We start from the raw sequence: 24,194 nt of genomic DNA on the forward strand, positions 1-24,194 counted from the left end.
TAATACCTATTATTTAATTAGTTAAAACGAAGCAAGCAACAAATCCTTCGAATGATTTATCAAAATTAAAATCATTAATTACTCATTTTTCATTCACGCCCCAACTATTACTATCTCCTGCCTTTAATGTCAAGGGCGTTACATCAAATGATGCAGGCTTTGCTCCCGAATAAAGGATGGCCTCCTCCCCTTTTGGCAGCGCAAGTGTTACCAAGCCATCATGTTGCACCATTTTCACCGCTTTGGATGCCAACAGCTTTATTGCTCCTTTCATATCGCATTTAATGGTGCAGGGTTCACCTTTTAAACTTTTGATGCTTATAAATTTAGTAATCCCACCTTTCTTAACTGCACTAACCAAAAAAGCTCCTTCTACCCTTAAGTTATAGAAACTTGCATCTTTCCAAGCAGCAGGGAATGAAGGGAACACCCGGATTTTGCCTCCCCAGCTTTGGAGCAGCATATCCAATTCGGAACGGGACGATGCAATAGGCGACTCGAACGTGGGCCAGCCATTTTCACTATATAGTGTATTGGGCGTTACCGTTGGGCCAGTGCGGGGATTTAAAACTACCAACGAACGGTTCAGCCATTTCAATGCCGAATCGCCATTGCCAATGGCTGCCCAAAGCGATGAGGCACCATTAAACTTGAACATACAGTTATCGCCGTCTATGCTTGTGAAATGCTCAATAGATTGCTGCATCAAGGGCAACGATTCTGGCTGTTGTTCGATATTCAGTTCATACAATGGGAAAATGCCAAACAAATGGCTATAATGCCTGTGTGGCTTTGCAAATGGAACGTCTTTCCCAATCATAATCCCTGTGGAATCGGTGGGATAATCTGCCATTTTGCTCAAAATATTCCTCCACTCTATCACGTTTTGCTGGTCAACCTTTAGCCTGTTTGCACATTCAATCAGTGTTTTATACCCCCATTTAGCCAATGCTATATTCAGGCTTGTTTCATTGGCATTGCCATATTCATCTGAATAGGTGTATGGGATATGGTATTTACCATCATCGCCCAACTGCATAATGCGGGTATAAATAGTAAAGGTTTTTTTCATTAATGGATAAATGGTATTGCGAAGCCTTTCATCATCCATCGACAATTGATTGTGCGTGTAAAAAAGCTGCATCAGCCAAGGCAGGGCAATCAAGCGCATGGGTGTTTTATTGTTTGTAGATAGCCCAACAGGTGCATTTAGCACACCATAGCCAACAGGATTGCCCAAGGCGGCACAATCGTTTCGAAATTCTGGAGGTACATTTTTAATTAACTGGTCGGTATTTTTCTCTATCAGTTGGTACAATGCATCTGCTATATCAAGGTGGTTGGTAGTGCCTAAGGTGTAATAAGCTAATTGGATGTTGAGGTTTGTCCAATAAGCCGCCCATACGGATGGCTTGAACCATGGCCCCATCAAATCTACCACAGGGCGGTTGCCCCGGGTGGCACTGGCCAACTTGTATAATTGGATCCAATAAAAACTCTCTAATCGGGCATCGGGCAGGGAAACAAAACTGGCCGGGTAATAGTTGTGCCACCAATTGCGGTGCGCTTTTTCCACCAAGCCCATATCCTTTTGCAAGGCAGCCTGTACCGTGGCCACGGCATCGGCGGCAGACCCATTGGCTGGCAATAACCTAACTGCCCACCGGTTGGCCACTGTTATGAACGCTGTGTGTGAACCATCGGCATTGGTACGGTTTAGCCAAGCGGTGGCATAGTCATCGCCTTCCAACAATGGCTGTGTGGTTACCTCTGTGCCATTGGTAACGGATGTGGTATAGGGTGGGTTTGGCAGGTACGCCCCTTTATCTCTATTAGGCTGAACGGTTGGGCGGGGATGGTTACCTTGCTCGGGGCGGAATGAGCAACAATTGCCCGTTTCGCCACCTGTGGCTTTTATGTCTAGTACTATAAATTCTTCTTCCGAAGGCACAAAGCAGCGCAAGGTTATAGTACCCTGCGTGGTAGTAAGGGTGCCACTAACCTCGGCATCCCAAAGGTTGGTGCGGAAGCTGACTGCCTTGATGGTTCCCAAGGGCGAAAGCAATAACTGCCCAATGGGTAACCTGCCAAAAGCATTGGTGCTTTTAATGGCCGCTGAGCGGTGGTCGTACACATCTGTGCGGCCAATTTCAAGGCATAAGGTATTTTCCTTCTTGCTGTCTTTAAACAGGATGGCACCCAGTAGCCCATTGCCAACGAAAGGCCCTTCGTAGTAGTCTGCGGGCATCCTAGCCCAAACCATGTCTTGCTGGGCAAGGAAATTTGGCCAATCTACCTTTAGCTGTACTTGCGCAATGGCGGGCTGCACGCATGAGAGGATAGCCCCGCAGGCGGCAAAAAGGTATAATATGGCAACATATCTTTTCATATGATCAGTAATGCCTTTTCGTGTTTTAAGTGCAAATGTACTTCACGCATCTTGCGTTGATGGCAACCTATTTTGCGAGGGCGGCACCCCTTCTTATAGCATAGCCCTTTGCAAGTTTAAGTAGCGTTCCCGCACTTTGCAGGTATGTCCCTGCACTTTGCAGGAGTGCCCCCGCACTTTGCAGGAACGTCCCAAGGTTTTACAGGAGTGTCCCCGTATTTTGCAGGAATGTTCCCGCACTTTGCAGGAGCGCCCCTGCGTTTTGCAGGAATGCCCCCGAACTTTGCAGGAGTGCCCCTGCGTTTTGCGGGAATGCCTCTGCAACTTATAGGGGCAATCATTGCCCAGTAATTAAGTTCCAAAATAATTATCCGTGTCGCCATCTTTCCATGGGTTTTGGCTAGGTAGCCTACCTGCTTCCTCTGCCGTTGGCAATTTTTTTCGGTACTTATCTATATAAAGCCCCATTTTATCAAACTTTATTTTCGGGAAACTAGGTATCTTCTCATAAATCGGCGCATTGGGCTTTACATTCAAATTGCCGGAATTTGCATCTATAAACCCCGGATCCTTATCGGTAACAAAATTACCTTCCATTCGGATGATGCCAGTATCTGCCTTATTTTCCTTACCCAGTTTGATTAATACAGGTTCGCCTTTTTTAATCCAAACCACATTGCCGATAAACTTGGTGCGGATTGGCAGCTCGGGGTGGCTGCTTAATAGTGTTGGCATTTCGGGGAATTCAATGCTCCATGGCGGAGAGCTAGCGTGGATAGCATCTACGCCTGACAATAACTTTTTATTGGTGGCATAACCCCTGCCTTTGCCACGCTCATCCATGCCAAAAACAGGGCCATCGTTCTTGATGAAGATATTATTTATGATACTGTGGTCGGGGCCGCTGGCAATCCATATACCCGTCCTGTTACCAGCAAAAATGTTCCCATAAACAAATGTGCCTGAGGAACCATCGTCTGGGTTTACGCCACCCACGGTATTGTGGATATAGTTGTACCTGATAACCACGCCACGGATTGTCCAATCGAGCCAAGAATAAAACGCCCCCACATCGGCGGTAGCGTAGGAACAACGGTGGATTTCATTGTATTCAAACACATTTTTTTGCCCAGCAAATAATACCCCGTCCCGTGGGGCATGGTGTATTAAGTTATGCCCTACATAAATGCCTACTGCATCTAGATTTTTATTATCAGAATAAAGGTCAACTGCGGCAGAATATTGCGATTTCAACGCACCATAATCGTGCAAATGGTTATTTATAACATAGTTGCCCGATTCTATCAGTTTTTCCTTGTTGCCGCCAGATATAACGATGCAACCCCTGCCCAAGCCATACATATCACAGCTTTGTATGCCGCTTTTTATGCCATCCAATACAACACCTCGACCTCCCAAGTTGCGGAAAGTGCAGCCCGCCACTAAGTTTTGGTTGCTTTTGGTAAATACCATGCCATCGCCCAAGGAGGCTTCTAGGGTTAGCCCTATAAACGCAACATTGGCAACATTATTAGCGGATATAATAGGCTGGTCCATTTGCGAAACCATAATATCTGCTTGGTCAATCGGGGCAGGCGGCCAGAAATAAACAATGCCTGTATTGAAGTCCATACACCATTCGCCGGGTTTGGTTATTTCTTCCAGCAAGTTAATGGCATACCACTCTTCTTTACCGGAGCCTTTTGGGCGTTTGTATTTGCTGCCAATGCCAGCCTGCAGGCCAACTTTAAAAGTGATTTGGTGCGTAGTTGTATCTATGCTAGCTACTTTTATGGCAGGGTTTTCCCAGCCTACCCGCCAGAAGCCTTTCAGCCATATATTGTTGTTGCCCTGCCAGTTTTGCACGGGGGTACTGTCTTGGTAAATAAAAGTACCCGGTATGTTTTTTTCGCCCGGGTTCACCACTTCTTTCATTGTGGTGTTGCCTTCATCAGGCCAGCGGGACAATGGCAACCGTTTGCCATTAAAAAATAATTCAAATATGCCTCCCCCATCGCTAAACATATCAGGGAAAACATCCTTGTGGTTAATGCCCAAAGCCTTGGTATCGAACTGATAAACATTGCCCTTAGCTATAGGGTTTATCCTTGCTAATATCTTAGGGTTGGCAACGGCACTAATGTCTTTTGAAGTAAGTTTTTTGCCGCCAATTAAACTAACCTCCTCGTCTTTCCAAGCCTTGTAAACAATTGGCGAACCTTCGGTGCCGCCATCATCAGCACTTAATTCAAATGATTTTACAAGTGGGTAAACACCACCCAACAAATTGATGGCAATACCGCCTTTGGGAAGGTTTTTATGCTTTTGTTTCTTCACTTCTTCTTTTGCACGTTCCAATGTGGCAAAGGGACCATCATTACCCGAAGCGGTTACTTTCATCCCGCTCCAGCCATCATTGCCCGTTGGGGAAATAAATAATTGGGTGGGGCATTTATCCGCATTTATGTCTATTTCTTTAATAGCAGGTGTATAGGTGATGGGCGAAAATGCTTGCCCATGAGCAGCAAATAAGCTGCAGGTTATTGCTACGATTAAAAATGTCCTTTTGTTCATGATGTGATATAGTATAAATTTTAGTTAATACAAATTCATTTGCCAATAAGAAAAGTATTGTACGATTTGGCCTCAAGGTCAACCGATAAAACTTTCCCGCCAATGGAGCATGAGAATTTTTTTGTGGTCGTTCCTTTGTTTGCTACTACAACTGCGATACTCCCATTTGGGTTTTGAAAGATGATAGCATTATCATTTGCTTTATTAGGCGTTAGCAAATAAGCACCCGGTGCTACAAAAGCACTAAAATGTTTCATCACATAAAATTGTGGCGTAAAAGAAAAGGTCTTGTTTTTGGTATCTACCACTACTGAACTGTTTTGGCTCCAATCCCAGCTGCTTTTTCCAGTTTCATCCAAAACCATGTTCCAATACATATAGGCTTGGCAGCCCCCTTTTAAATAAGCGTACATCAAGCCGTATGTATCCTCGCCTTCTTTCCAAGTGTTTTTCCCATTGTAGCACCTCGTTTCCGTTTCCATCATGGGCAAGTTGTAGTTTTTCCGAAGGAAAGTCAAGGCTTTTAAGCTGTTGTATTGCAAACCAAGGCCAGAAATGTAAGCGGCAGCCTCTTTGTCGTCCAAAATCTTTTTAAACCAATTCGTGTCGCTATTAGTAATAGTACCCAGCCAAATTTGTGCAGGCACTTTGTCTTCCTTAAACTTTGGGCCCAAGTAATTTTTAATATAATCACGCATGGAGTCTGCGTTCAACCATTGGCAGCTTGGGTATTTACTTTTAATAATAGGCTCATTTTGTGGGTGAATTGCCACCAGTGGAACGCCCGCTTTTTGGTATTCCTGCACATATTTTTCTTGGTAAAGCGCATAAGCCTGAAAAATTTTAGGTTCAAACTTTAGGCTCCCGCCAGCATAGTTGTTGTTTGTTTTCATCCAGGCCGGAGGGCTCCAAGGGGATGCCCACACTGTTAATTTGGGGCTGTATTTCATAGCTGCTTTAATAAAGGGTATCAATGTTTTCTTGTCCCTTTCAATAGAGAAATGTTTCATTTCGTAATCATCAGGAAAATCGTCATAGGAATAGGCATCCAACGCAAAATCACTTGCTGCCATCGGAGTACGGCAAATATTGAACTTGCTTCCTTCTTTTTGGTCAAACAAAGCCTTTAGCACTGCTTCCCTGTCTTTTTCGTCCAATACCTGCAACGCTTTCCATCCCAATTCATTGAAGCAGCCACCCCATCCTGTAATTTGTTGTGCTTTTTGTGATACATCAATCAAAAACAAAGAATCATTAACGCCACCATCCAATTTTTTTAATTGAAGCGTTGGATGCGCCTGCCACCTTGCGGAATCAGTGGTGCTTACCCATTTTACTTTTTGTGCTTGAACCCCAAATGCACAAAAGCCTACTAAACCAATTATTATCTTTTTCATATACTATTTTAAGAATTTTAGTAAGCTATCAAGAGCCTATCAAATTAATCCATTGGCGGGAACAACTCGAAGCTCCTCAACGAAATGCCTCCATTCCCTTTTATTTTATTAATAACTAAACGGACATATTGTGCTTTTATGGGTGCAAAAGTTTTTACATATTCATTCCTCGGCATATCGGTATCATTAAAAATAGTTACCCAATTATCGCCTTGCTTGTATTGCAAAGAGAATTTTTCGGGCATATTTGTAAAAGCACCAACCCTTACACTACCAATACTTTGTTCTGCCTGAAGGTTTATTTCTAGCCAACCTGTACTATCTTTTGAACGCCACTCGCTGCCGGGGTTGTCGTCAACCACATTCTTTACTAGCCTTGCTTTATCTTCCGTGCAGGAAGTAGATACTGGCTTGTCCGTGGCTAGGGAAGTAACACGTTTTATATCGCCTTCCACTTCCAAGGCAATAACAGAGGCGATGGAATCGGGGGCTATAGCAGGAAGTTGGAGGGTTAGTTTTTCACCAATGGCCTTTATCCCAATCTTTTGTTTATTGTCAGCCAATAAATAAGCCTTGGTTACTTTATTCGTTAATTTTAGTTTTAATAAACCATCCTTTGGCCAGTCATACACATGCAGGTACAAAGTATTTCCCTTGCGGGTATTTTCACCCCAAGGCAAGTAATCAAACGGCCCCCTGTCGCTGCCATAAATGGATTCCCCATTTTTGGCTAGCCATGAGCCCACGGCTTTTAACCTGTCCACATTGTCGGCAGGGATTAAGCCTTGTGCATCTGGGCCTACATTCAGCAGTATATTGCCGGCTTTGCTGGAAATATCAATTATCATTTTTAATATTTCTGAAGTTGGCTTTGCAGGCTTGTTTGTGTAGCCCCACCCGCCAGTTGTGGTAACACAGGCTTCCCAATAACCCTTTGGAGCAAAAGGGCTAATGTTTTGTTCTTGCGATTGAAAGTCGCCCCCTGCCAACCTAGAATCTTCAATAACATTGGGTTGGAATTGTTTTAAAATATCGTGAATTGGCTGCGCTAGTGCTGGCGTTATTCCTTTAGAGCCATCATTATCAAACCAAAACTCATAGATAGGCCCATATTCGGTTGCCAATTCCCTTACCTGTGGTACAGCAACTGTTTTCATGTAATCATCCAAGTTGCCATTCTGGGCTGAGTCCCAATGTGGGCAGCCAGCCTGCCCACCAGGATGGTGCCAGTCGGCAATAGTGGAATAGTAAATGCCAAACTTAATCCCTGCTTTTTTACAGGCTATGGATAATTCCTTTACTACATCACGCTTAAAAGGGGTGGCTTTTACTATCGTATAATCAGTAACTTTAGAATCGAACATTGCAAACCCATCATGGTGCTTGGAAGTAATGACTAGGTATTTCATCCCTGAGTTTTTGGCAATGGAAGCCCACTCATCTGCATTGAACTGTGTGGGGTTAAATTGGGCTGCCAGCTTTGCATACTCCGCCACTGATGTCTTGGACTGCCGCATATACCATTCGCCCTTGGCAGGGATGGCATACAGCCCCCAATGGATAAACATCCCAAATTTGGATTCGTTCCATTCCTTCATTTTCTGCTCATAAGTAAGGGGGACTGACTGGGCTGACAATACATTGCTCATTTGAAGGGCAATGATTACTATCAAAATACTGATTATTCTTTTCATAATTTTTTATGCCATGCTTTTTTGGCCACTATTCCTTGAAATTTCTAAGTGGCTATACGTAATTCTTTGTGCTTCTTCGTGTCTTTGTGCCTTAGTGGCTAATATTTCGTGACTAATACTTTTAATTACCAAAAAACTTTAATGCCTCTACTATTGTTGTTACCAACTTAGGTGTAAATGCCTTGAAAAAATCGGAATTCATCAAGGTAAGTTCCTTTTTATCTTGGCTAATGTATTCCGGTGTTTTATCCATAACAAACCCATAAGTGTCATTTACAAGCACACTGTTGGCTTCCATTATCTTCTTCACTCGCTGGTTCAGCAGGTATATTTTTTCATTGTCCAGTTGCCCAAACCATGCCGTGGGAAATGGTGCTTGCGTACCCCACATCAGTTTTGCACCTGTGTTTTTGAGGGTAGTAACCAAAGCAGTAATATCGGCATCAAACTTTTGCAAGCCTTGCTCTGAAAAATCGGTAATGCCGTCATACCCAACCGACAAGTAAATAACATCCCACTTGGTGCCGCCCAATGCACTTTCTACATTGTTATTAAAAGCTTTAGGGTTATTAACAGAAACGCCCGAATAAGACACACTTCCAAAGCCAGTTAACTTCTTAATAATTTCAGGGGCAACCGCCAACATCCTGCTATCTGTCAGCAATAAAATCTTCCGTTGTTTGCCATCCGAACTCCCGCCCATGTCATACAATACAGAAGGTAGGCTATCTAATGGTTGCAGCTTGGCAATTTCAGTTTCTACCTTAGTCATCCTCAGTTTCTGGTCTGCTGCTGCGGTGAAATCGAACACGTCCTTTTTATCAGGGAAAAAAGTAGTACCCCCAACAGAACATTCCCAATTGGTTAATATTTGATTGGCTATGGTCAATCCTTTTTCGCCTCCATTAATCAAATCCAATTGGCAAAGCATATACTCGCCTTTCCCTTGTTTTATGCTTGCCAGCACTGGATCACGGTTCAGGTACCACATTGCCTGCCGCATGTCTTTCCCTTCATTGATGTATTCAGCCCCAAAAGGTGGCACGCTCCAGTCGTTCCGCCAATTGCTCACCAATATGCGGAAACTATCATTCACCGAAACTGGGGAAATGCCTTTCATCTTCACCCCATTTTGAAACATGGCTTTACCGTTCCAATTAAGGGTTATGTTAGATAAACCAGAAAGGAAAGGGTCGTAATTGGGTTCAAAAGGCTGGGGTACCACCACGCTGTCATAATACTCAACGCCTGTTTTGGGCGTGCTACGCAATGTCCAGCTTGTAGCTGCTTTCACGCAGCCAGCTTTTTCATCCAGGAAAGGCTTGGTTAGGGTTAAGCTATCCCCGATCAATTTCTTGTAGCTGTCAATTGTTTTATTTGTAATTTGATAAATGCAAACTCTTCCCCCATTGTCTTCAAAAGATTTGATGGTTTTTACTTCTTCGTCTGTGAGTGCGTTTGTCCTTGCATCTAAGAATAATACTTTGAAATCTTTTATTGAAGCAGCATTTACAGCAGAAATTGGCTTCGCTGTTTTATTCATCCAAACAACAAAATCTGTTTGCCCATAAACTGCGGCTTCATTTGTCTTGATAATTGGTTTGTAATTAGCAGAATTGTCAATCAAGTTATGCAACAACCACCCCGCAACTGGCTCTAGCTTCGCTGTTTCTGTAAGTTTCAAGGAAGTTACCCACGCACATCCTTTGCCAGTATATATTTGATGCAATGCCGATGTCTTACCATCTTTGTCTCCTGTAATCAACACCCTTGAATTTTCAGAGACACTTGGTTTTTCCATCCCACCATATTCGTTGCCTCCCTTCCAAAAACTAAGTTCTTCCTGCCCAATACCATCTAAGACTTTGTAGTTTGCCCCGTTTGCAAATAGCCTCGCACTGCCTTTGAGCAAACCATTATCATTCATAAATTGAATTAATGTCAAGCCTTGATAAGCTTGTGTTTTTGCATAATCTGGAAGTTTGTTGCCTACAACCAAAACAATATTTGCATCTGCTGGATTACTCATTCCAAGTAGCTTCTTAAAAGGTATGCCTGCATCGGTAAGCACTTTAATCAATCCCCCATCTTCATCAATCACCCCAATCTTTTTCCCATTCAAATGCAAAAGCGAAGCCGATAACCTTGGGTAAATATGCCCTTCCCGTACATCTTTGTATCCTGCTTTGCCTTTGTACCAAAACTCACGCACAATATGGATATGCGTTTCCGTGGATATCGAAGGGATGTTAAAATGCCATTCCACGTCCCGCAGCATATCGCCTGGCTGCAAGGATTGTTTTTTGATGGTTTCGGACAAGACTTTGCCCTCTGGTGTTTCTATTTTGCAATGTATTTCATCCACAAAACGCAGGTCATCATACTGCAACAATGGGGTTTTAATGGAGGCATTTTCCCCACCAAAGAAGGAAAAGTTTTTGCTGTCATACGGGAAGCGTACCCATTTCATGTCCTCGGCAAACAAATAGTAGCCGGGGTTTGGCTCGTAAACGGGCAAGGTAGGGTCCCAGATGTTTACAGGGGTAGCACATGGCAGTATTTGTTTGGGTTTCACGCCCGGGCCTTCCAGTGTTTTATAGGCAGGCGCAATGCCACGGTATCGGTTGTAAGGCTGCCAGCGGAAAAACACGCAGCCAAAATCCCATGGGCTAAGGGCATTGATGCGGTGCAGGCTGCCGGCAAATGTTTTGCCTTCCCTCACAAGGTCGAACGCTGCTTTTATTTCGTTTTGCCCATCCCTGTAAATGCCCGTTGCATAATCTTGTGCTATTACTTCATAGCCGGCCGTGCCATTCCCAAGGGGGCGGTTGGGTTGCCAAACCTCGCCACATTCGTCCCACACCATGGGTTTGTTTGCCCCAAACTGTTCCCATTCCTTAAACACGGAATCGGTATTGTAGTGGTGGCCAATTATGTCGCCATGCGTGGAGAAAGCACTAAAGTCCGAAGCGAAAGCAGGACGGGTTTTGTCAATGGAATGGGCATGGTCTATCAGCCAAGGCTTTTCGCCACCGCCTTGCCAGCGCAATTCGTTAGATACGCTCCATGTAAAGATGGAGGGGTGGTTAATCAAGTTTTTCATCATATCGCCCAAGTGCTGCTTGGCAAATGTCTGGTCTGTAGGTACTTTAAAGTGGAAAGCAGGTTCTGCCTCCAGCAAAAAGCCCAGTTCGTCTGCTACTTCATACAAAACCTTGTGCCTTGGGTAAATATGCAGGCGCATAAAGTTCACACCCATCTTTTTTAGCTCGGTGAACCATGTTACAAAATAGGCACGGGAAGCCTGTACATCGCCTAGGTAATGTTCCCCATGCCCACGTAGGAACAGCTTCCTACCGTTGATAAACAAGTTAGGGCCAGCCCAGCTAATTTCCCTGAACCCAAAACGCTCTTTGTGCCAGTCTATCGCCGTGCCGTCTTTCTTATACAGCACTGTGTTGAAATGGTACAAATATGGGTCATGCGGGAACCATAAATGCGCATATGCCCAAGCCTCGTTTACCGCAAATGTTTTGCTTGTTTTGGCTGGCAGGGTTTGCTCGCCGCCATCAATTGTTTTTACCACTTTACCCGTGGCATCTGTAATAAAATATTTAATAATAAAAGTCTGGTTATCATCTGTAGTATTGTTAATAGGCACATCGCAGGATATGTTTTTATCTGTAAAAGATGTACGGATTACTAACCCTTGCTCCACAAAAATATCGGGCAGCACCTGCAATGAAATATCATCCCAAATACCTTTCGATTTCATGCTTTCCCCACCGCTTAGCCTTGTTTCCTCCTCTTCTATCCTGATTTTCAATGAGTGGCTGCCAATAGAAAGGTTTTTGCCCAGATCGAAATTCCTGGCACTGTATCCATCGTGGATAGTATCGAATATGTTGCCATCAAACAAAACAGAATAATTCTGCCAGCAGCCGTCTACATGCAGGCGTAAATTCTTTTTTTGCAGGTTAGCATCCAACACTAAATCTTTCTTGTAGATAGCCCCGCCCTTCCATTCACGGGGGTAGTTAAATACATCCCAATAGGGCTTGCCCCATTTGCCGTCCCAAACATTTGTGTATGCACCTGGCACACGGATTTGCGTAGTTTGCTTGGCTTTGTTACTTGTGAAATCCCATAGCCCGTTTAGGCTTATTTCCTTGCGAATTGATTTTGTAGGCAGTGCAAAAGGAAGATGGGAACCAACAGACTGAGCAAATGTGGTTTGAAAAAATATACAAGCAAAAACAACTACAAAAATTTTCTTCATAAAATAAAAATAAGAACCCTGTTTTGGATAATACAATAATACTTTATAGCTTTTTTAAACTCTATAAAGGTTGAAAATAAGTTTAAATCAGCTAACAATTAATCAACATCGGTTCTAAAAGGACTGGCAGGTAAACCTTCTTCGTTATATAAATTTACCTTAGGAAAAGCTTCAAATCCATAACGTGCTGCTGCTGGTTTACTTATTTCTGGGCTAGAAATAATTACCATATTGCCTTTTATCACTGCGGTAGCAGGTAAAAATTTTTTACCATCACCCGAAATTACAAATCCTTTTAGCTCCCCATCTTTTGCTACTAATCCATTGCCTACATGTGTAAATGAAACAGTAATGGTATTGTCTTTTACTTCAAAACCTTTATACAACGGACCAGAATACTCTATTTTTTCATTGTAAGCCAATGCTCTTGCTGCAATAGAGAGCCGATTACCAACTGGTTGCTTAAATGGTGGATGAATATCGGCAGAGTCGCCACAATCGGTAGTTACTGCCATTGCCGTATTGGGTACTTTTTGTAGAGTGAGCAATTGAGCTTCTCTTAACTTGGGGTTGGCTGAACGAAAGGGAGCAATTTGAACAAACAAAAAAGGAAAATCGCCCTGATTCCAATGCTGCCTCCAATCCTTAATCATTGTAGGGAAAAGCGTTTGGTATTCTTTAGCCCGACCGCCATTAGATTCGCCTTGATACCAAATTACCCCCTTAATTGCATAAGGAATTAATGGATTTATCATTCCATTATACAAACCTCCTGCACCTCCAGCAGGATTTCTTGGTGGTGCAGGCTTGGCAGGAATTGCTTTTTTTGCAATAGCAGCAGCCAAACTATCTTCTTTCCATTTGGCTAATAAGCTATACTGCTCTACTTTAAATTTTTCTGTGGCTTCTGGATAGGCTTTTAATGCTTTATCATAATCTTCCACTAGTTTTTTCAACTCAGGATTCGATTCTAACGCAGCCCTTGTAGTCCAGTTTTCGGCAGGAGTGCCTCCTACTGATGTAAATATCATCCCAATAGGCACATGAAGATGATTATATAAATCTCTAGCAAAAAAATAACCCACGGCACTAAAATTTAATACAGAAGCCGTATCGCAAACCACCCACTTAGAATTGGCATCATATACAAAACTATCCACTGCTTTTTTTGCCACAAAGTATTGGCGTATTTCAGGATATTTGGCTTTGGCAGCTTCTTCCATATAATTTACAATAGGTTTTTGTGAACCCCGCAGCCCCAACTGCCGCTCCATATTGCTTTGCCCACTGCAAACCCACACTTCACCTACCAACACGTTTTCAATAGTTATAGTATTGTCCCCAGTTATTGTCATTGTAAAAGGACCACCTGCTTTTAACGGTTTTAGTTTCAACATCCATTTACCTTCCTTAGCAGTAGTGCTTATTTTTTGACCATTAAAACTGATGGATATTTTTTCTCCATCATTTGCAGTACCCCAAACTGGAACAGCAACACCTTGTTGCAGCACCATATTATTAGAAAACAAAGAATTGGGTTTTACAAATGCAAAACCATAATTACATATCAATAGAAAAATAACAACAATTATTTTGTTCATACCCATCATTTTAAATTCAGTTCTTTTTAATTAATGACCATTTATTAGCAATCCTTATGTTTTATTAGGGATGCTTTTTTGATACCCGTAGGCACACAGCCCAAATTGCTACCTAAAGTGCAAGCTTTCTTTGTGCTTCTTTGAGTTTTTGTGGCTTTGTAGCTATTTCTATTTAAGCACCATTATTTCTTTGCCATCCCTTTTTATTGTTATCCGTGTACGACCATCAGCCGCTTTTGCATAGGTAATCATATCTATTTGCCCCGGCCATTCTACTTTCAGCACTGTATGGCTGGCATCCCACGAAGTAACTGGCATTTTCTGGCCTTTTTCATAAGGGAACAAGAGTACTTTATAATCTGGAGAAACTGTTTTGCAATTAATGACCATGTGATTCATGGATATATCTTTCATTGGAGGGTTAGGCAATAGATAATTTTCTACTATTGCTGGCGCAGAAGCATCTGCACCATCGGCATTCAACACCCGCACAAGCATTTGGCGGTTATCGCCATTGGCTCCAAGTATAATATCGTTTTTAAAGTTTTTATCTTTCTTATCCACAGTCGTCCCCTGCTGTAGCAAGTCATCTTCCAGCGACATGCCAAACTGGTAATCGTGTGGGCTTCCATCTTTCTGAATGTCATCTGTTATTAACACATAAGGGTATTTCCCCCTTACCAAGCCAGTGCTACGAAAAGCTTTTTGAACGGGATTGTTCGGCAGCCACCATTCAGACCCTTTCTTGGATGTTTGCCAATATGGCAAATCGCTATAAGGCATGTCCATCCATGGCAAACTACTTTTGTGCAATGGGAAATCATTGGCGGTAAATAGCACCTGTACGCCACCTTTCGGGAAGCGGTTATTGCCCCCCGTAGTCCAATCGTAGCTGGTTTTATAATCCCCTGCTATAAAAGTTGCATCTGCATTGTCTTGCATATCAACCGTTTTTCCTGGCGCAAAACCCGGGCCTTTGCCATCAATCAAATCAACAGACCTGTGCTTGGGCAGGTAATGTTCCTCCACTTGCCTAAGCGGTTTGTATATTACCCAGTAACGGCCTAGTGCGTGGATGTTAAAATGCGAGCGGTCAGCATATACATGCCCACCAGCCACATTGCGTGTAAGCGAATGTAATTGCAGGCAATCCTTGTCCCAAGAAGTACGGGTAATCATATTGCCCGTGTTGTTGCTAAAAAAAGTAAGTGGCTTGCCTGCCGTGGCCATGTCATGTGCTTGTGTGTATGATTTGCTCTCGTCATAAGGCACGCACAATATGGAGTTCATGAGGCCATTGTCCAGCAACAAGGGATGGCCAAAATGTACTTGTTTCTTTAAGAAAGCATAATCGTCCCCAACCCAATTCCTATATACAAAATCTATGGTGGGGTCGTTCGGGAACATCCTTTTTATCACCATTACATCTATCATTGGGGTGGTATTGCCCCTGCCGCCCAAAGAATCAAAGAAGGTAAAAAACTTGCCCCAAGGATCCATGGCATGTAGGTAATAATGGGCGACTTGCTGGCGTATTTGCGTTAAGGCTAACAAATCATCACCACGGCTGCAGATAGGAAGCAAGTCCTCGGCACACAAGAAGTTCTTGCCCATGCTTTCAAACATATCACCTGCCGGGAAAAAGCCAACACTTAAATAACGCTTGTAGCCTGCAACCGCCCTTTTATAAGCATTTAGGTCGCTGCCAGGCTCGCCTTCTATAGCGCAGCATAAGAAAATAAACACCTGGTGCATAGGTATCCAGTTAGAAGTATTGGCTGGGAATGCAGGCAATGCCTCGCAGTCAAGGAAACTAAAATTGCTAGTAGTTTTGGCAATGGTGCCGCGCACAATATCCCGCTGCTCTGTAGTCATCCAATTATAGGCAAAATCGTACCCTAGCCCCAACAACCCAGAATGGGTAAGGCTTTTTACTTCTTGGTAATCGTAATAGCCACCACTATCCCCATGCTTTTTTTTCCAACCCTCAATGTATTTATCCAAAGCGGCATTGTCTATTTTGGCTAATGTGGCCATCGCAGCGGCACATTTTTTACCACCTTCATTGTCATTATCAATCAAGCAACGGTAAGATTCGTAGATGATAGCACAAGCCACTTCCACATTGGTGATAGCAGGATTTTCAATGCCCTTGGCAGCATCTTCATATACATCTTTGTATTTTGCTTTGGGCGATAATATTAAATCTTCCAAAGCTTTACGGATGCCATCCATGCAAATTTTGCCAGGTTTGGTTTGGGCAATTTTGTTGCGGAGGGCTGGCAAGTCTTCTGCATTGAACAATATCCTAGGGTGTATGCCAACAGCGGGAGGCGCTTTCACCAATTCTTTTGCATACCCATCATAATTGTATTCAAATACCTGTGGGTAATCAAAGTATTTTTTTATTTCCTCATTGGTGTACCCAAAATTGTTGTTGCGCTTCAGCATCTCCCAGTCTAGGTATTCTTTTTTCACGATAGTAGAAGATGGTACTGACTGGCAATAGCTCTTGTTTGCTAATGGCAGCAACATAACTAGGCAAAACAAAGAGGATAAAAACAGTTTTTGAGCATTTTTTCCTTTGCAGCAATCGTTGTATTTACGCATCAAAATATTTTTGTCATAACAAGACTAGTAAACAAAAACAATAGTTTAACAGCAGCAATAGGCATTAATTGCCGTTATCTTACAATTGAACCATAGGAACCAGTGTTTGCAACATGGGGAATGAATAGTGGTGGCTTACCCAACTTATTCTATGCATTGACACAAAGATTCAAAGGCTCAAAGTGGCACGAAGGAAAGAAAGATTGCAACTGACCACATAGTCACATAGATTTAAGGGGGGCATTTCAAATCTTCGCTTTTAATTAGTCTGTTTTATTTAGAAGAAACTTACTAGGTGATTGTGAAAGCCCCACCCTACATCCCGACATCACCCAGCCAGACCTCACCCCAACCCTTTACAAAGGGAGAGGGAGCAAGAATAAAGGGGTGAATGTGAAGACCAAAGCGAATATTTGAAATGGGTTATTTTCCTCTTTTTTGGGGTTTATTTTTTTTCTATTTTCTTTTTTTTGCCTTTAACTCATTGATATTCAGTTTTTTATGTTTTTTAAGCCTCATTTTTTATTATAATTTAAGTGAATTTTATGATAATTTATGGATAATGGACTGATAGTTTTATGATAATAGAATAATAATTTATTGATAAGAAACTGATAAGATTTTGATGGTGGATTATCATTTCCTCCAGTCATCTACCAACTGGTGCAGGAGCTAAAGCTAAGGAGAATAGTTCCTAATTTAATGTAAAGTTGGCATGGATGAATATATAACCCAAAATAAAAATCCTATATGGGGGAAATATGCCCCCATGAGTATCCAAAATTTCCCCCATATAGGATTGTCCTTTTCAATAGCCCGTGAATTATTCCCAATTTTACAGTATATGTCGCACTTTGTCCCCGTTAGGCTCCAACCGAACCGGTTGCCCTAGCATAAGTCTTTGGCCTCTTGGTACTATTTTTAATATTAAATTAAAAAGATATTAAATATATTTATTTCCACTAAAAAAACATGGAAAATCACTCATTTTTCACTCACTTTTCACTCACAAATCACCCACACATCACTCAAAAAACACTCAAAAAACACTCACTTTTCACTCACAAAACACTCATCTTAAAAACCAAAAAAACACTGTATTTCAATGAGTTATCACCAATAAAGGCCTGACATTTAAAATCTAAGCCAAAAATACACTGCCAAACAAGGGGGCAAAGGCCCCAAAAAGGGTATAAAAAAGATGTTTTCGTACAGTAGCTCTTCTGAGGGGTACAGTAGGTGCAGCTATTTTTGGATAACACAATTAGGGAAAACGCTTGCAAAGTACTATGTTTTCTTTTTTTTCATTTTCTTGTCTATGTGTGCTATGTGCCTATTTGGTAAGTAATAAAAATACTTATATCATACCGTTGCTCACAGCAAGTTTCACTAGTGCCGCTGTGTTTTTAACGCTAAACTTGGTAAGCATATTTTTCCTATGTGAATCTACCGTCGTTACGGAGAGGAACAATTTGTTAGCAATTTCTGAATTGTTTAATCCTTCTGCTATCAATTCAAGCACTTCTTTCTCCCTTTTGGTCAGGATGGGCAATGTAGCCTTTGGTGCAGTGTTTTTTAAGGCAGTGGCCACGGAAAAACTAATATATTCTTTGCCTTTGCTCACTTGGTGAAGGGCAGCCATGATTTCATTCTTAGTAGCATCTTTCAATAAATAGCCAGATGCACCATTCTCCATCATCTTCTTGATAATGCTTGGCTGGTTCGCTATGCTCAAGGCAATAATATACATGGCTGGGTAAGCCGTTTTTATTTCCACGCATAAATCCAACCCGCTTTTTTCGGGTAGGTTTATGTCCATCAGCAAAATATCGGGCTGCTTATGTGGCAACATTTCCAGCAAAGCGGATGGCAGCTTGGCATACCCCATCCATTCAATCTCCTTCTCCCCTTCCAGTAAAGAACGGATGCCCTCAATTACCATCTGATGGTCTTCTAGAATAAATACTTTTATCATACACTAGTCGTAAGTGGTAAGTCGTAAGTCATTAGTCAAATGCAGAACTTAAAACTTAAAATACAAAACTCAAAACAATTTACCCTGCAATATCCGGTATTTCTATATGCACAGAAGTCCCTTTGCCAATATTACTTTGTATATCGATGCTGCCATCTAAATAAGCCACCCTGCTTTGCAGGTTGCTATAGCCAATGCCGTTACTGTCTTTTAGTATATTTACATCAAACCCTTTCCCGTCGTCCTCTACTGTGATGCTGATGCTATTTCCTGTTCTTATTATTTGCACCAAGGCATTTTTTGCCTCGGCATGTTTCAAGGTGTTGTTCATCAATTCCTGTATAATGCGGTAAATAATGGAAGCCTTGCTTTGCGGGATGGTAGCATCATCCATCTCAAAAGACTGGTAAACCAATTGTAACGCCCCACTTTGGGTGATGCCCGTACAAAAATCTTGCAAAGCCGTATCCAACCCAAATTTCATCAGCGCTTCGGGCATCATATTGTGTGCTACTCGCCGCAGCTCGCTGATTGATTTATCCAACATGCCCATGCTCCTTTCAAAGGCCGCTGCGTTTTCCTCCGTTACAATCAAATAATTTTTCATAGTACTAAATGAATATTTTGTGCTTGATAAAATGCCTCCCAATCCATCGTGCAGGTCCTTGGCAAGCCTTTGCCGCTCCTGCTCCTGCCCTTGCAATACAGATTCGGTGGCTAGCAAGTGTTTCTCTTGCTCTAGTTCCCTAATACGCTGTGCCTTTAGTGCATCTTTTGCCAATAGCAACCTGCTTTTCTGCTGGCTGTTCCTATAATATAAAAAGCCAAGCAGCCCAAGCACCATCAAGGATGCAGCCAGCACGAGGATAGTGGTATAACGCTGCCGCAGCATAAGGGCGGTAATTTCCTTTTCCTTGTTCAGGTTATTGATCTCCGCTTGCTTTTTGTTCAACGAATACGCTGCTTCCAATTGCTGGTTATATTTCAGTATCTTATTACTCACCCCTGCATCTTTTATAGAATCTGCTAGTCCTTTTTCGCTTTCAAACAGGCTTATATTGCCTGTGGCCAATGCAATATTGCCTATCAACCCATGCACGTCCTCTAAGATGGGGCGTAGCTTGTTTTCTGTAAGTATAGCTAGTGCCTCTGCAGAATATCGCCTTGCCTGCGTGTATGCTTTCTTTTTAAAATAATATTGGCCTAGCTGGTACCTAGCCACTGCCACCCCTTGCTTGTCATCCACAGATGTTGAGAGCCTTTCTATTTCAATGGCATTCTTTTCTACCTTGTATAGTTGATTGGTAGCCAACAACACTTCGTTGATGCAGGACAACGCCCCAGATTGATAGGTTTTATCATTTACCCGCACGCCAATGGCATACGCTTGGTTGGAAACTAGCAGGGCAGAGTCATATTTTTTCATCTTCATCAACAACGCGCTTAGGTTTTCCAGTCCAATGGCTTCGCCATAGTCGCTATGTCCCTCCCGACTATTGGATATGGCTTTCAATGCATATTGATAAGCCTTTTCCCTATCCTCGATAGATACATATACGCCCAAGATATTCCCATACACAATGCCTAGTTTAAACTTATTTCGCTCGCTTTCAAACACTGCCACCGCCTTTTGGTAATAAAGCAATGCCTTTTCTATATCCCCTTTGTCAAGGTAAATCTCCGCCACATTGTTATAAGCCCCGCCCAGCATATTGGGGTTATTGGCTTTCTCGGCAATCGACACGGCTTGCAAGGTTAGTTGCAATGCCTCGTCAAACCGGGCTGCCCTTTCCAGTATTTCCACCTTGCAAGCAATAAACCGCAACTTGCCCCTTGTATAGTTTAGCTTGTTGCTCCACTCATTGCCTTTCTGGTAATAATACATAGCAGAGTCTGGCAGGTTGGCTTGGTACAGGTTACCTATATACAACAAGGTTTCTACCATGTCACTGTCTTCTTTCTGGTGTGCCAGCCTAGTTAGCAAGCTATCCCTGTACAGCTTCCAATTTGGCTGGCACAGGGCAACCGTTGCGTTAAGCAGTATTATTATCAATCCAAGTGCCTTCATGAATGGTTGGTTATTGTATTGAAGAAAAACAAAAAAAATCTTTTGTGTCCCATCTATTCCCTTTCTATTGGGCATTTACGGCGATAGCACCGTTCAAGGCTTAGCTATCTATTGGGCTTTTTCCGAAGCGTAGATGTAAACTTCCCGAAAGTTCAAAACTTTCGGGAAGTTGCCAAGGAAAAGTTATCAGATAGCGAAGTAAAACCATTACAGACCCTAATTTTTTTATTCAAATGCTGACAATTTGTCTTTGTATGCCCAAAAAAGCCGCCGGATTGTCCAAAAGAATAACATTTTTCCGCATCAGAACAACAATTTTCCGCAAAAGAATTACCTAATCACGCATCAGAACAACTTTTTTTCGCATCAGAACAACCCAATTACGTGCTGGAACAACATTTTTGCTTACATGAATTACATTTATAGGCATCCGAGCGACATTTTTTTACCCCCATAAAAAAATAGGATTGAAAGTAGAGACGTTGCATGCAACGTCTCTAGACGCAGGTCTCCTATGAATATTTATTAAGCATCCTTCCCATTTCTTTTTTCCAAAAATATACAATTCAAAAAGCCCCGGCTTGCTTCTCCATGTAAAAGTGCAGCAATATTCTATTTCCAAAAATCCCCTTTTTAGGGGATAAAGCCCCCGGCTGCCTCCTTCTACTTTTATGCTGCGAAAAAAGGGTTGTATTTCAGCCCGCAATATTTCATTTCAGCACAATTAAAAACGCAACGTATGAAAAAAAATGCCTTCTTCTTATTCCTCATCATTGCGGCAGCAACATCTACTGCCTTAGCAAAAAACAACACAGACATAGCCTTTGCCAAGGCATTAAAAGACCCTACCAATCCCATAGCGGGCAAGTGGGTGCGACAATTTAGCGGGGTTTCGGTATTGCTCACAGCCAATGCAGATTATACTTCTTCCATTTCTGTAAATGGTCATGTTACTTCTACAGGTACTTATGTTGTGAAAGACAATGTGGTTACCCTGATCAATAAAACCGAGCCACGCAACCACTGCATTGGGGTAGAGGGCTTTTATACCTACACCATTAAAGACGGCAAGATGACCATGGCCGCCAAAAACGACCCCTGCGAGGGAAGGGCACAAGCAGTGGAAGGCATCTGGACAAAACAATAGATAATAGCTTGCCACTAAGGCTCCAAGGCTCAAAGAGGCACGAAGGAAATAAAGAAAAGAAGAAAATATTTTGTGTTATCCTATACCCTTTTAAACTTGTTTTTCTTAGTGCTACTTCGTGCTTTTGTGCCTTCGTGGCCACAATACCCTTTTTACATTTTAACCCCATTAATACTACAACAATGAAAAAACAAATACTCCTACTACTGCTAGCCATTGGCAGTTTAAGTGCTATGGCACAACCTTACCATGCACATTTCCTGAAAAAAATAACAGCTACGGGCTACGGCCCCACAAGTTTCAAATGCGTGGCGTATGACAAGCGGGGCAACATATATGCGGCGGGTAGCTTTAGGGACACCGCTACTTTTGACAACGGCACCAAACTGGTATCCACAGAATACAGCGAAGACATAGTGATTGCCAAGTTTGACAGAAAAGGAAAGACAATCTGGGCAAAAAAAGCGGGTGGCAGGCACGATATAGAAACGGCACACGACATAGCCGTGGACAGCAACAACAATGTGTACATAGTAGGTTTTGCCCAAGGAAACGCCAAGTTCGACAACATCATCATCAACCAAGACACTGCTGCTGGCGAGCATGGCTTTTTGGCCAAACTAGACAGCAACGGCAACTATAAATGGGTGAAAGGAGGGATTGCATTTGAATACAATGCCTATATAGCCAAGCAAACAGCACTGTACATTGATAAAAACAACAACCTGTTTTTTGGCGGGTCCATCACCAACCAAGTAACCTCCAAGCCCTATTTTGATGGTGTTGTTTTTACCAATATCGATTGCTGCAACAGCAATGTTTTTCTTTGGAAAATGGATGGAAATGGCAGCATCCTTGCCCGTTTTGAGCCTGCAAGGAATTTTGACTTTATCACAGGCATAACAGGAGATTCCAAAGGGAATATACTTGTAGTGGGCGGCTACACCTGCAGCGACTCTACCAATGCAGGTGCTTTGCAAATTGTGGCAGGCACACCTATAAAGAATGTAAAGGGCAGCTATGCTAGCGGGTACAACTCTGGCTACACCCTAAAGCTAGACAATAACCTAAAAACACAATGGATAAAGCCAAACTGGGGAAGTGCCAATTCTGTACCAACAGGGATAGCTGTAGATTCATTAGATAATGTTTATGTAGGCGGCACTTATAGCGATTCCGTTCAAATAGGCACTGGCAAATTGAATGCAGGGCAGAGCGCAACCAATATCTTTTATGCAAAATTTAATGCATCAGGTACGTTTCAATGGGCAAAAAACTATGGCGACTTTGGCACTTATGGCTATGATGCCTACCGCTTGGCTTATGACAAAGCCAATGATAAGCTATGGGCTACCATTCACACCAATAATTACCCCGTTACTTTCAGTGGCATAGACATCACCCACTACCTAGCCATCTGCGAGGTGAACAAAGCCAACGGCGCTATTACCACGATTATCCAAAACACCACCGACCCTGACGTAAAAGCAACAGGTCTTGCCGTTTGGAAAAAGAATGTGGCCGTTGTAGGTAGTTATGTTACTGGTTTTCCGGGTGTAGATACTACTGTTACCATATTGGGGCTACATGTACCCATTAGTTACAATGAACCAGAAGACGGTTTTATTTTCGAGTTTACCGATACTACCACATTGCTGCCAGTAGATATTGTTTCTGTAAAAGCATACCCAAAAGCCACCGTCGTAAGCATAGAATGGTCCGTACAAAATGAAATAAACATCGACCATTACGAAGTAGAAAAAAGCAATGATGGTATTGCCTTCGGCGAAATAAATAGTATAAAGGCTTTCAACACAGCCAATGCTTTTACCTATACAAGCATTGATGCTAACCCATTTGATGGGGCAACTTATTACCGCATTAAAATTGTAAGCAAAGAGGGCAACTTAAAATACACCCCCATAGTAGTTGTAAACGCCAGCAAGGCTGCAAGTGTGGTTAGGGCATATCCAAATCCTATAACACATGGCAACCTTTACTTACAACTATCCAACATGGAAAAAGGCAATTATAGCTTGCAGCTATTCAATACATTAGGGCAGTCAATCCTAACCCAAGCCATTGTGCATGAAGGTGGCTCATCCAATCGAAATATTGTTTTGCCCGGCAAATTAACTAGTGGCAATTACTTTTTACAAGTAAAGGGTGGAAGTGGTTTTGTTTATAATCAGGAATTGTTGGTAAAGTAGAATAAGTTTTAAATCTCTGTTTTAACAAATTTGCCAACCTTTTGAAGGTTGGCAAATTTGTTTGATAAAACCCTGAAAGGGTTAAACAATAGTAGCCATGGGTCTAACCCATGGCAGGCATTTCAGGTTTTAAGCAAACCCCATGTTTTTGCCTTTGTTCACCACGGGTTGCACCCATGGCTACTATTGTTCAACCCCTGTCGGGGTTTAATGCAATCATAGGTTTGCACTTATCGACAGTTCAAAAAAG

11 protein-coding genes are annotated in these 24,194 nt (G+C 42.4%); 2 read left to right on the forward strand and 9 right to left on the reverse strand.

Going from position 1 to position 24,194, the window contains the following annotated elements; translation table 11 throughout:
• Positions 1-82 precede the first annotated feature (82 nt).
• From ACHFIY_RS02525 to ACHFIY_RS02565, 9 genes are all read right to left on the reverse strand, one after another.
• The gene (locus ACHFIY_RS02525; RefSeq protein WP_410844477.1) at positions 83-2,389 is read right to left on the reverse strand and encodes a glycosyl hydrolase family 95 catalytic domain-containing protein; all 2,307 of its coding nucleotides are present in this window, start codon (positions 2,387-2,389) and stop codon (positions 83-85) included.
• Positions 2,390-2,740: 351 nt separating this feature from the next.
• Positions 2,741-4,963: a right-handed parallel beta-helix repeat-containing protein gene (locus tag ACHFIY_RS02530; RefSeq protein WP_410844478.1), complete on the reverse strand. Its 2,223-nt coding sequence runs from the start codon at positions 4,961-4,963 to the stop codon at positions 2,741-2,743.
• A gap of 35 nt (positions 4,964-4,998) precedes the next feature.
• Positions 4,999-6,360, reverse strand: a complete 1,362-nt coding sequence (locus ACHFIY_RS02535; RefSeq protein WP_410844479.1) for a glycoside hydrolase family 30 protein — start codon at positions 6,358-6,360, stop codon at positions 4,999-5,001.
• Positions 6,361-6,404: 44 nt separating this feature from the next.
• Positions 6,405-8,054 (reverse strand): alpha-L-fucosidase, encoded by a 1,650-nt coding sequence (locus ACHFIY_RS02540; RefSeq protein WP_410844480.1) that lies wholly within the window; start codon positions 8,052-8,054, stop codon positions 6,405-6,407.
• Positions 8,055-8,175: 121 nt separating this feature from the next.
• Complete coding sequence (locus ACHFIY_RS02545) at positions 8,176-12,333, reverse strand: glycoside hydrolase family 2 TIM barrel-domain containing protein (RefSeq protein ID WP_410844481.1); 4,158 nt, start codon at positions 12,331-12,333, stop codon at positions 8,176-8,178.
• A gap of 98 nt (positions 12,334-12,431) precedes the next feature.
• Positions 12,432-13,934 carry a sialate O-acetylesterase gene (locus ACHFIY_RS02550; RefSeq protein ID WP_410844482.1) on the reverse strand — a complete coding sequence of 501 codons (1,503 nt, stop codon included), beginning with the start codon at positions 13,932-13,934 and terminating at the stop codon, positions 12,432-12,434.
• A 168-nt stretch (positions 13,935-14,102) separates the two neighbouring features.
• A complete protein-coding gene (locus ACHFIY_RS02555; protein ID WP_410844483.1) occupies positions 14,103-16,544 on the reverse strand; it encodes a hypothetical protein in 2,442 nt (813 codons plus the stop codon).
• Positions 16,545-17,901: 1,357 nt separating this feature from the next.
• Positions 17,902-18,519: a response regulator gene (locus ACHFIY_RS02560; RefSeq protein ID WP_410844484.1), complete on the reverse strand. Its 618-nt coding sequence runs from the start codon at positions 18,517-18,519 to the stop codon at positions 17,902-17,904.
• Between the two features lie 79 nt (positions 18,520-18,598).
• A complete protein-coding gene (locus tag ACHFIY_RS02565; RefSeq protein WP_410844485.1) occupies positions 18,599-20,587 on the reverse strand; it encodes a tetratricopeptide repeat-containing sensor histidine kinase in 1,989 nt (662 codons plus the stop codon).
• A 739-nt stretch (positions 20,588-21,326) separates the two neighbouring features.
• Here ACHFIY_RS02565 and ACHFIY_RS02570 point away from each other — a divergent pair.
• Positions 21,327-21,734: a hypothetical protein gene (locus ACHFIY_RS02570; protein WP_410844486.1), complete on the forward strand. Its 408-nt coding sequence runs from the start codon at positions 21,327-21,329 to the stop codon at positions 21,732-21,734.
• A 182-nt stretch (positions 21,735-21,916) separates the two neighbouring features.
• Positions 21,917-23,944 (forward strand): SBBP repeat-containing protein, encoded by a 2,028-nt coding sequence (locus tag ACHFIY_RS02575; RefSeq protein ID WP_410844487.1) that lies wholly within the window; start codon positions 21,917-21,919, stop codon positions 23,942-23,944.
• The last annotated feature ends 250 nt before the right edge of the window (positions 23,945-24,194 follow it).

It is taken from the genome of Parasediminibacterium schistidii, assembly GCF_046546515.1.
Lineage (GTDB): Bacteria > Bacteroidota > Bacteroidia > Chitinophagales > Chitinophagaceae > Parasediminibacterium.

Excerpts from the sequence above, each read along its gene's own strand:
- ACHFIY_RS02525 (WP_410844477.1), bottom strand. The coding sequence starts at position 2,389 with ATGAAAAGATATGTTGCCATATTATACCTTTTTGCCGCCTGCGGGGCT.
- ACHFIY_RS02530 (WP_410844478.1), bottom strand. The coding sequence starts at position 4,963 with ATGAACAAAAGGACATTTTTAATCGTAGCAATAACCTGCAGCTTATTT.
- ACHFIY_RS02535 (WP_410844479.1), bottom strand. The coding sequence starts at position 6,360 with ATGAAAAAGATAATAATTGGTTTAGTAGGCTTTTGTGCATTTGGGGTT.
- ACHFIY_RS02540 (WP_410844480.1), bottom strand. The coding sequence starts at position 8,054 with ATGAAAAGAATAATCAGTATTTTGATAGTAATCATTGCCCTTCAAATG.
- ACHFIY_RS02545 (WP_410844481.1), bottom strand. The coding sequence starts at position 12,333 with ATGAAGAAAATTTTTGTAGTTGTTTTTGCTTGTATATTTTTTCAAACC.
- ACHFIY_RS02550 (WP_410844482.1), bottom strand. The coding sequence starts at position 13,934 with ATGAACAAAATAATTGTTGTTATTTTTCTATTGATATGTAATTATGGT.
- ACHFIY_RS02555 (WP_410844483.1), bottom strand. The coding sequence starts at position 16,544 with ATGCGTAAATACAACGATTGCTGCAAAGGAAAAAATGCTCAAAAACTG.
- ACHFIY_RS02560 (WP_410844484.1), bottom strand. The coding sequence starts at position 18,519 with ATGATAAAAGTATTTATTCTAGAAGACCATCAGATGGTAATTGAGGGC.
- ACHFIY_RS02565 (WP_410844485.1), bottom strand. The coding sequence starts at position 20,587 with ATGAAGGCACTTGGATTGATAATAATACTGCTTAACGCAACGGTTGCC.
- ACHFIY_RS02570 (WP_410844486.1), top strand. The coding sequence starts at position 21,327 with ATGAAAAAAAATGCCTTCTTCTTATTCCTCATCATTGCGGCAGCAACA.
- ACHFIY_RS02575 (WP_410844487.1), top strand. The coding sequence starts at position 21,917 with ATGAAAAAACAAATACTCCTACTACTGCTAGCCATTGGCAGTTTAAGT.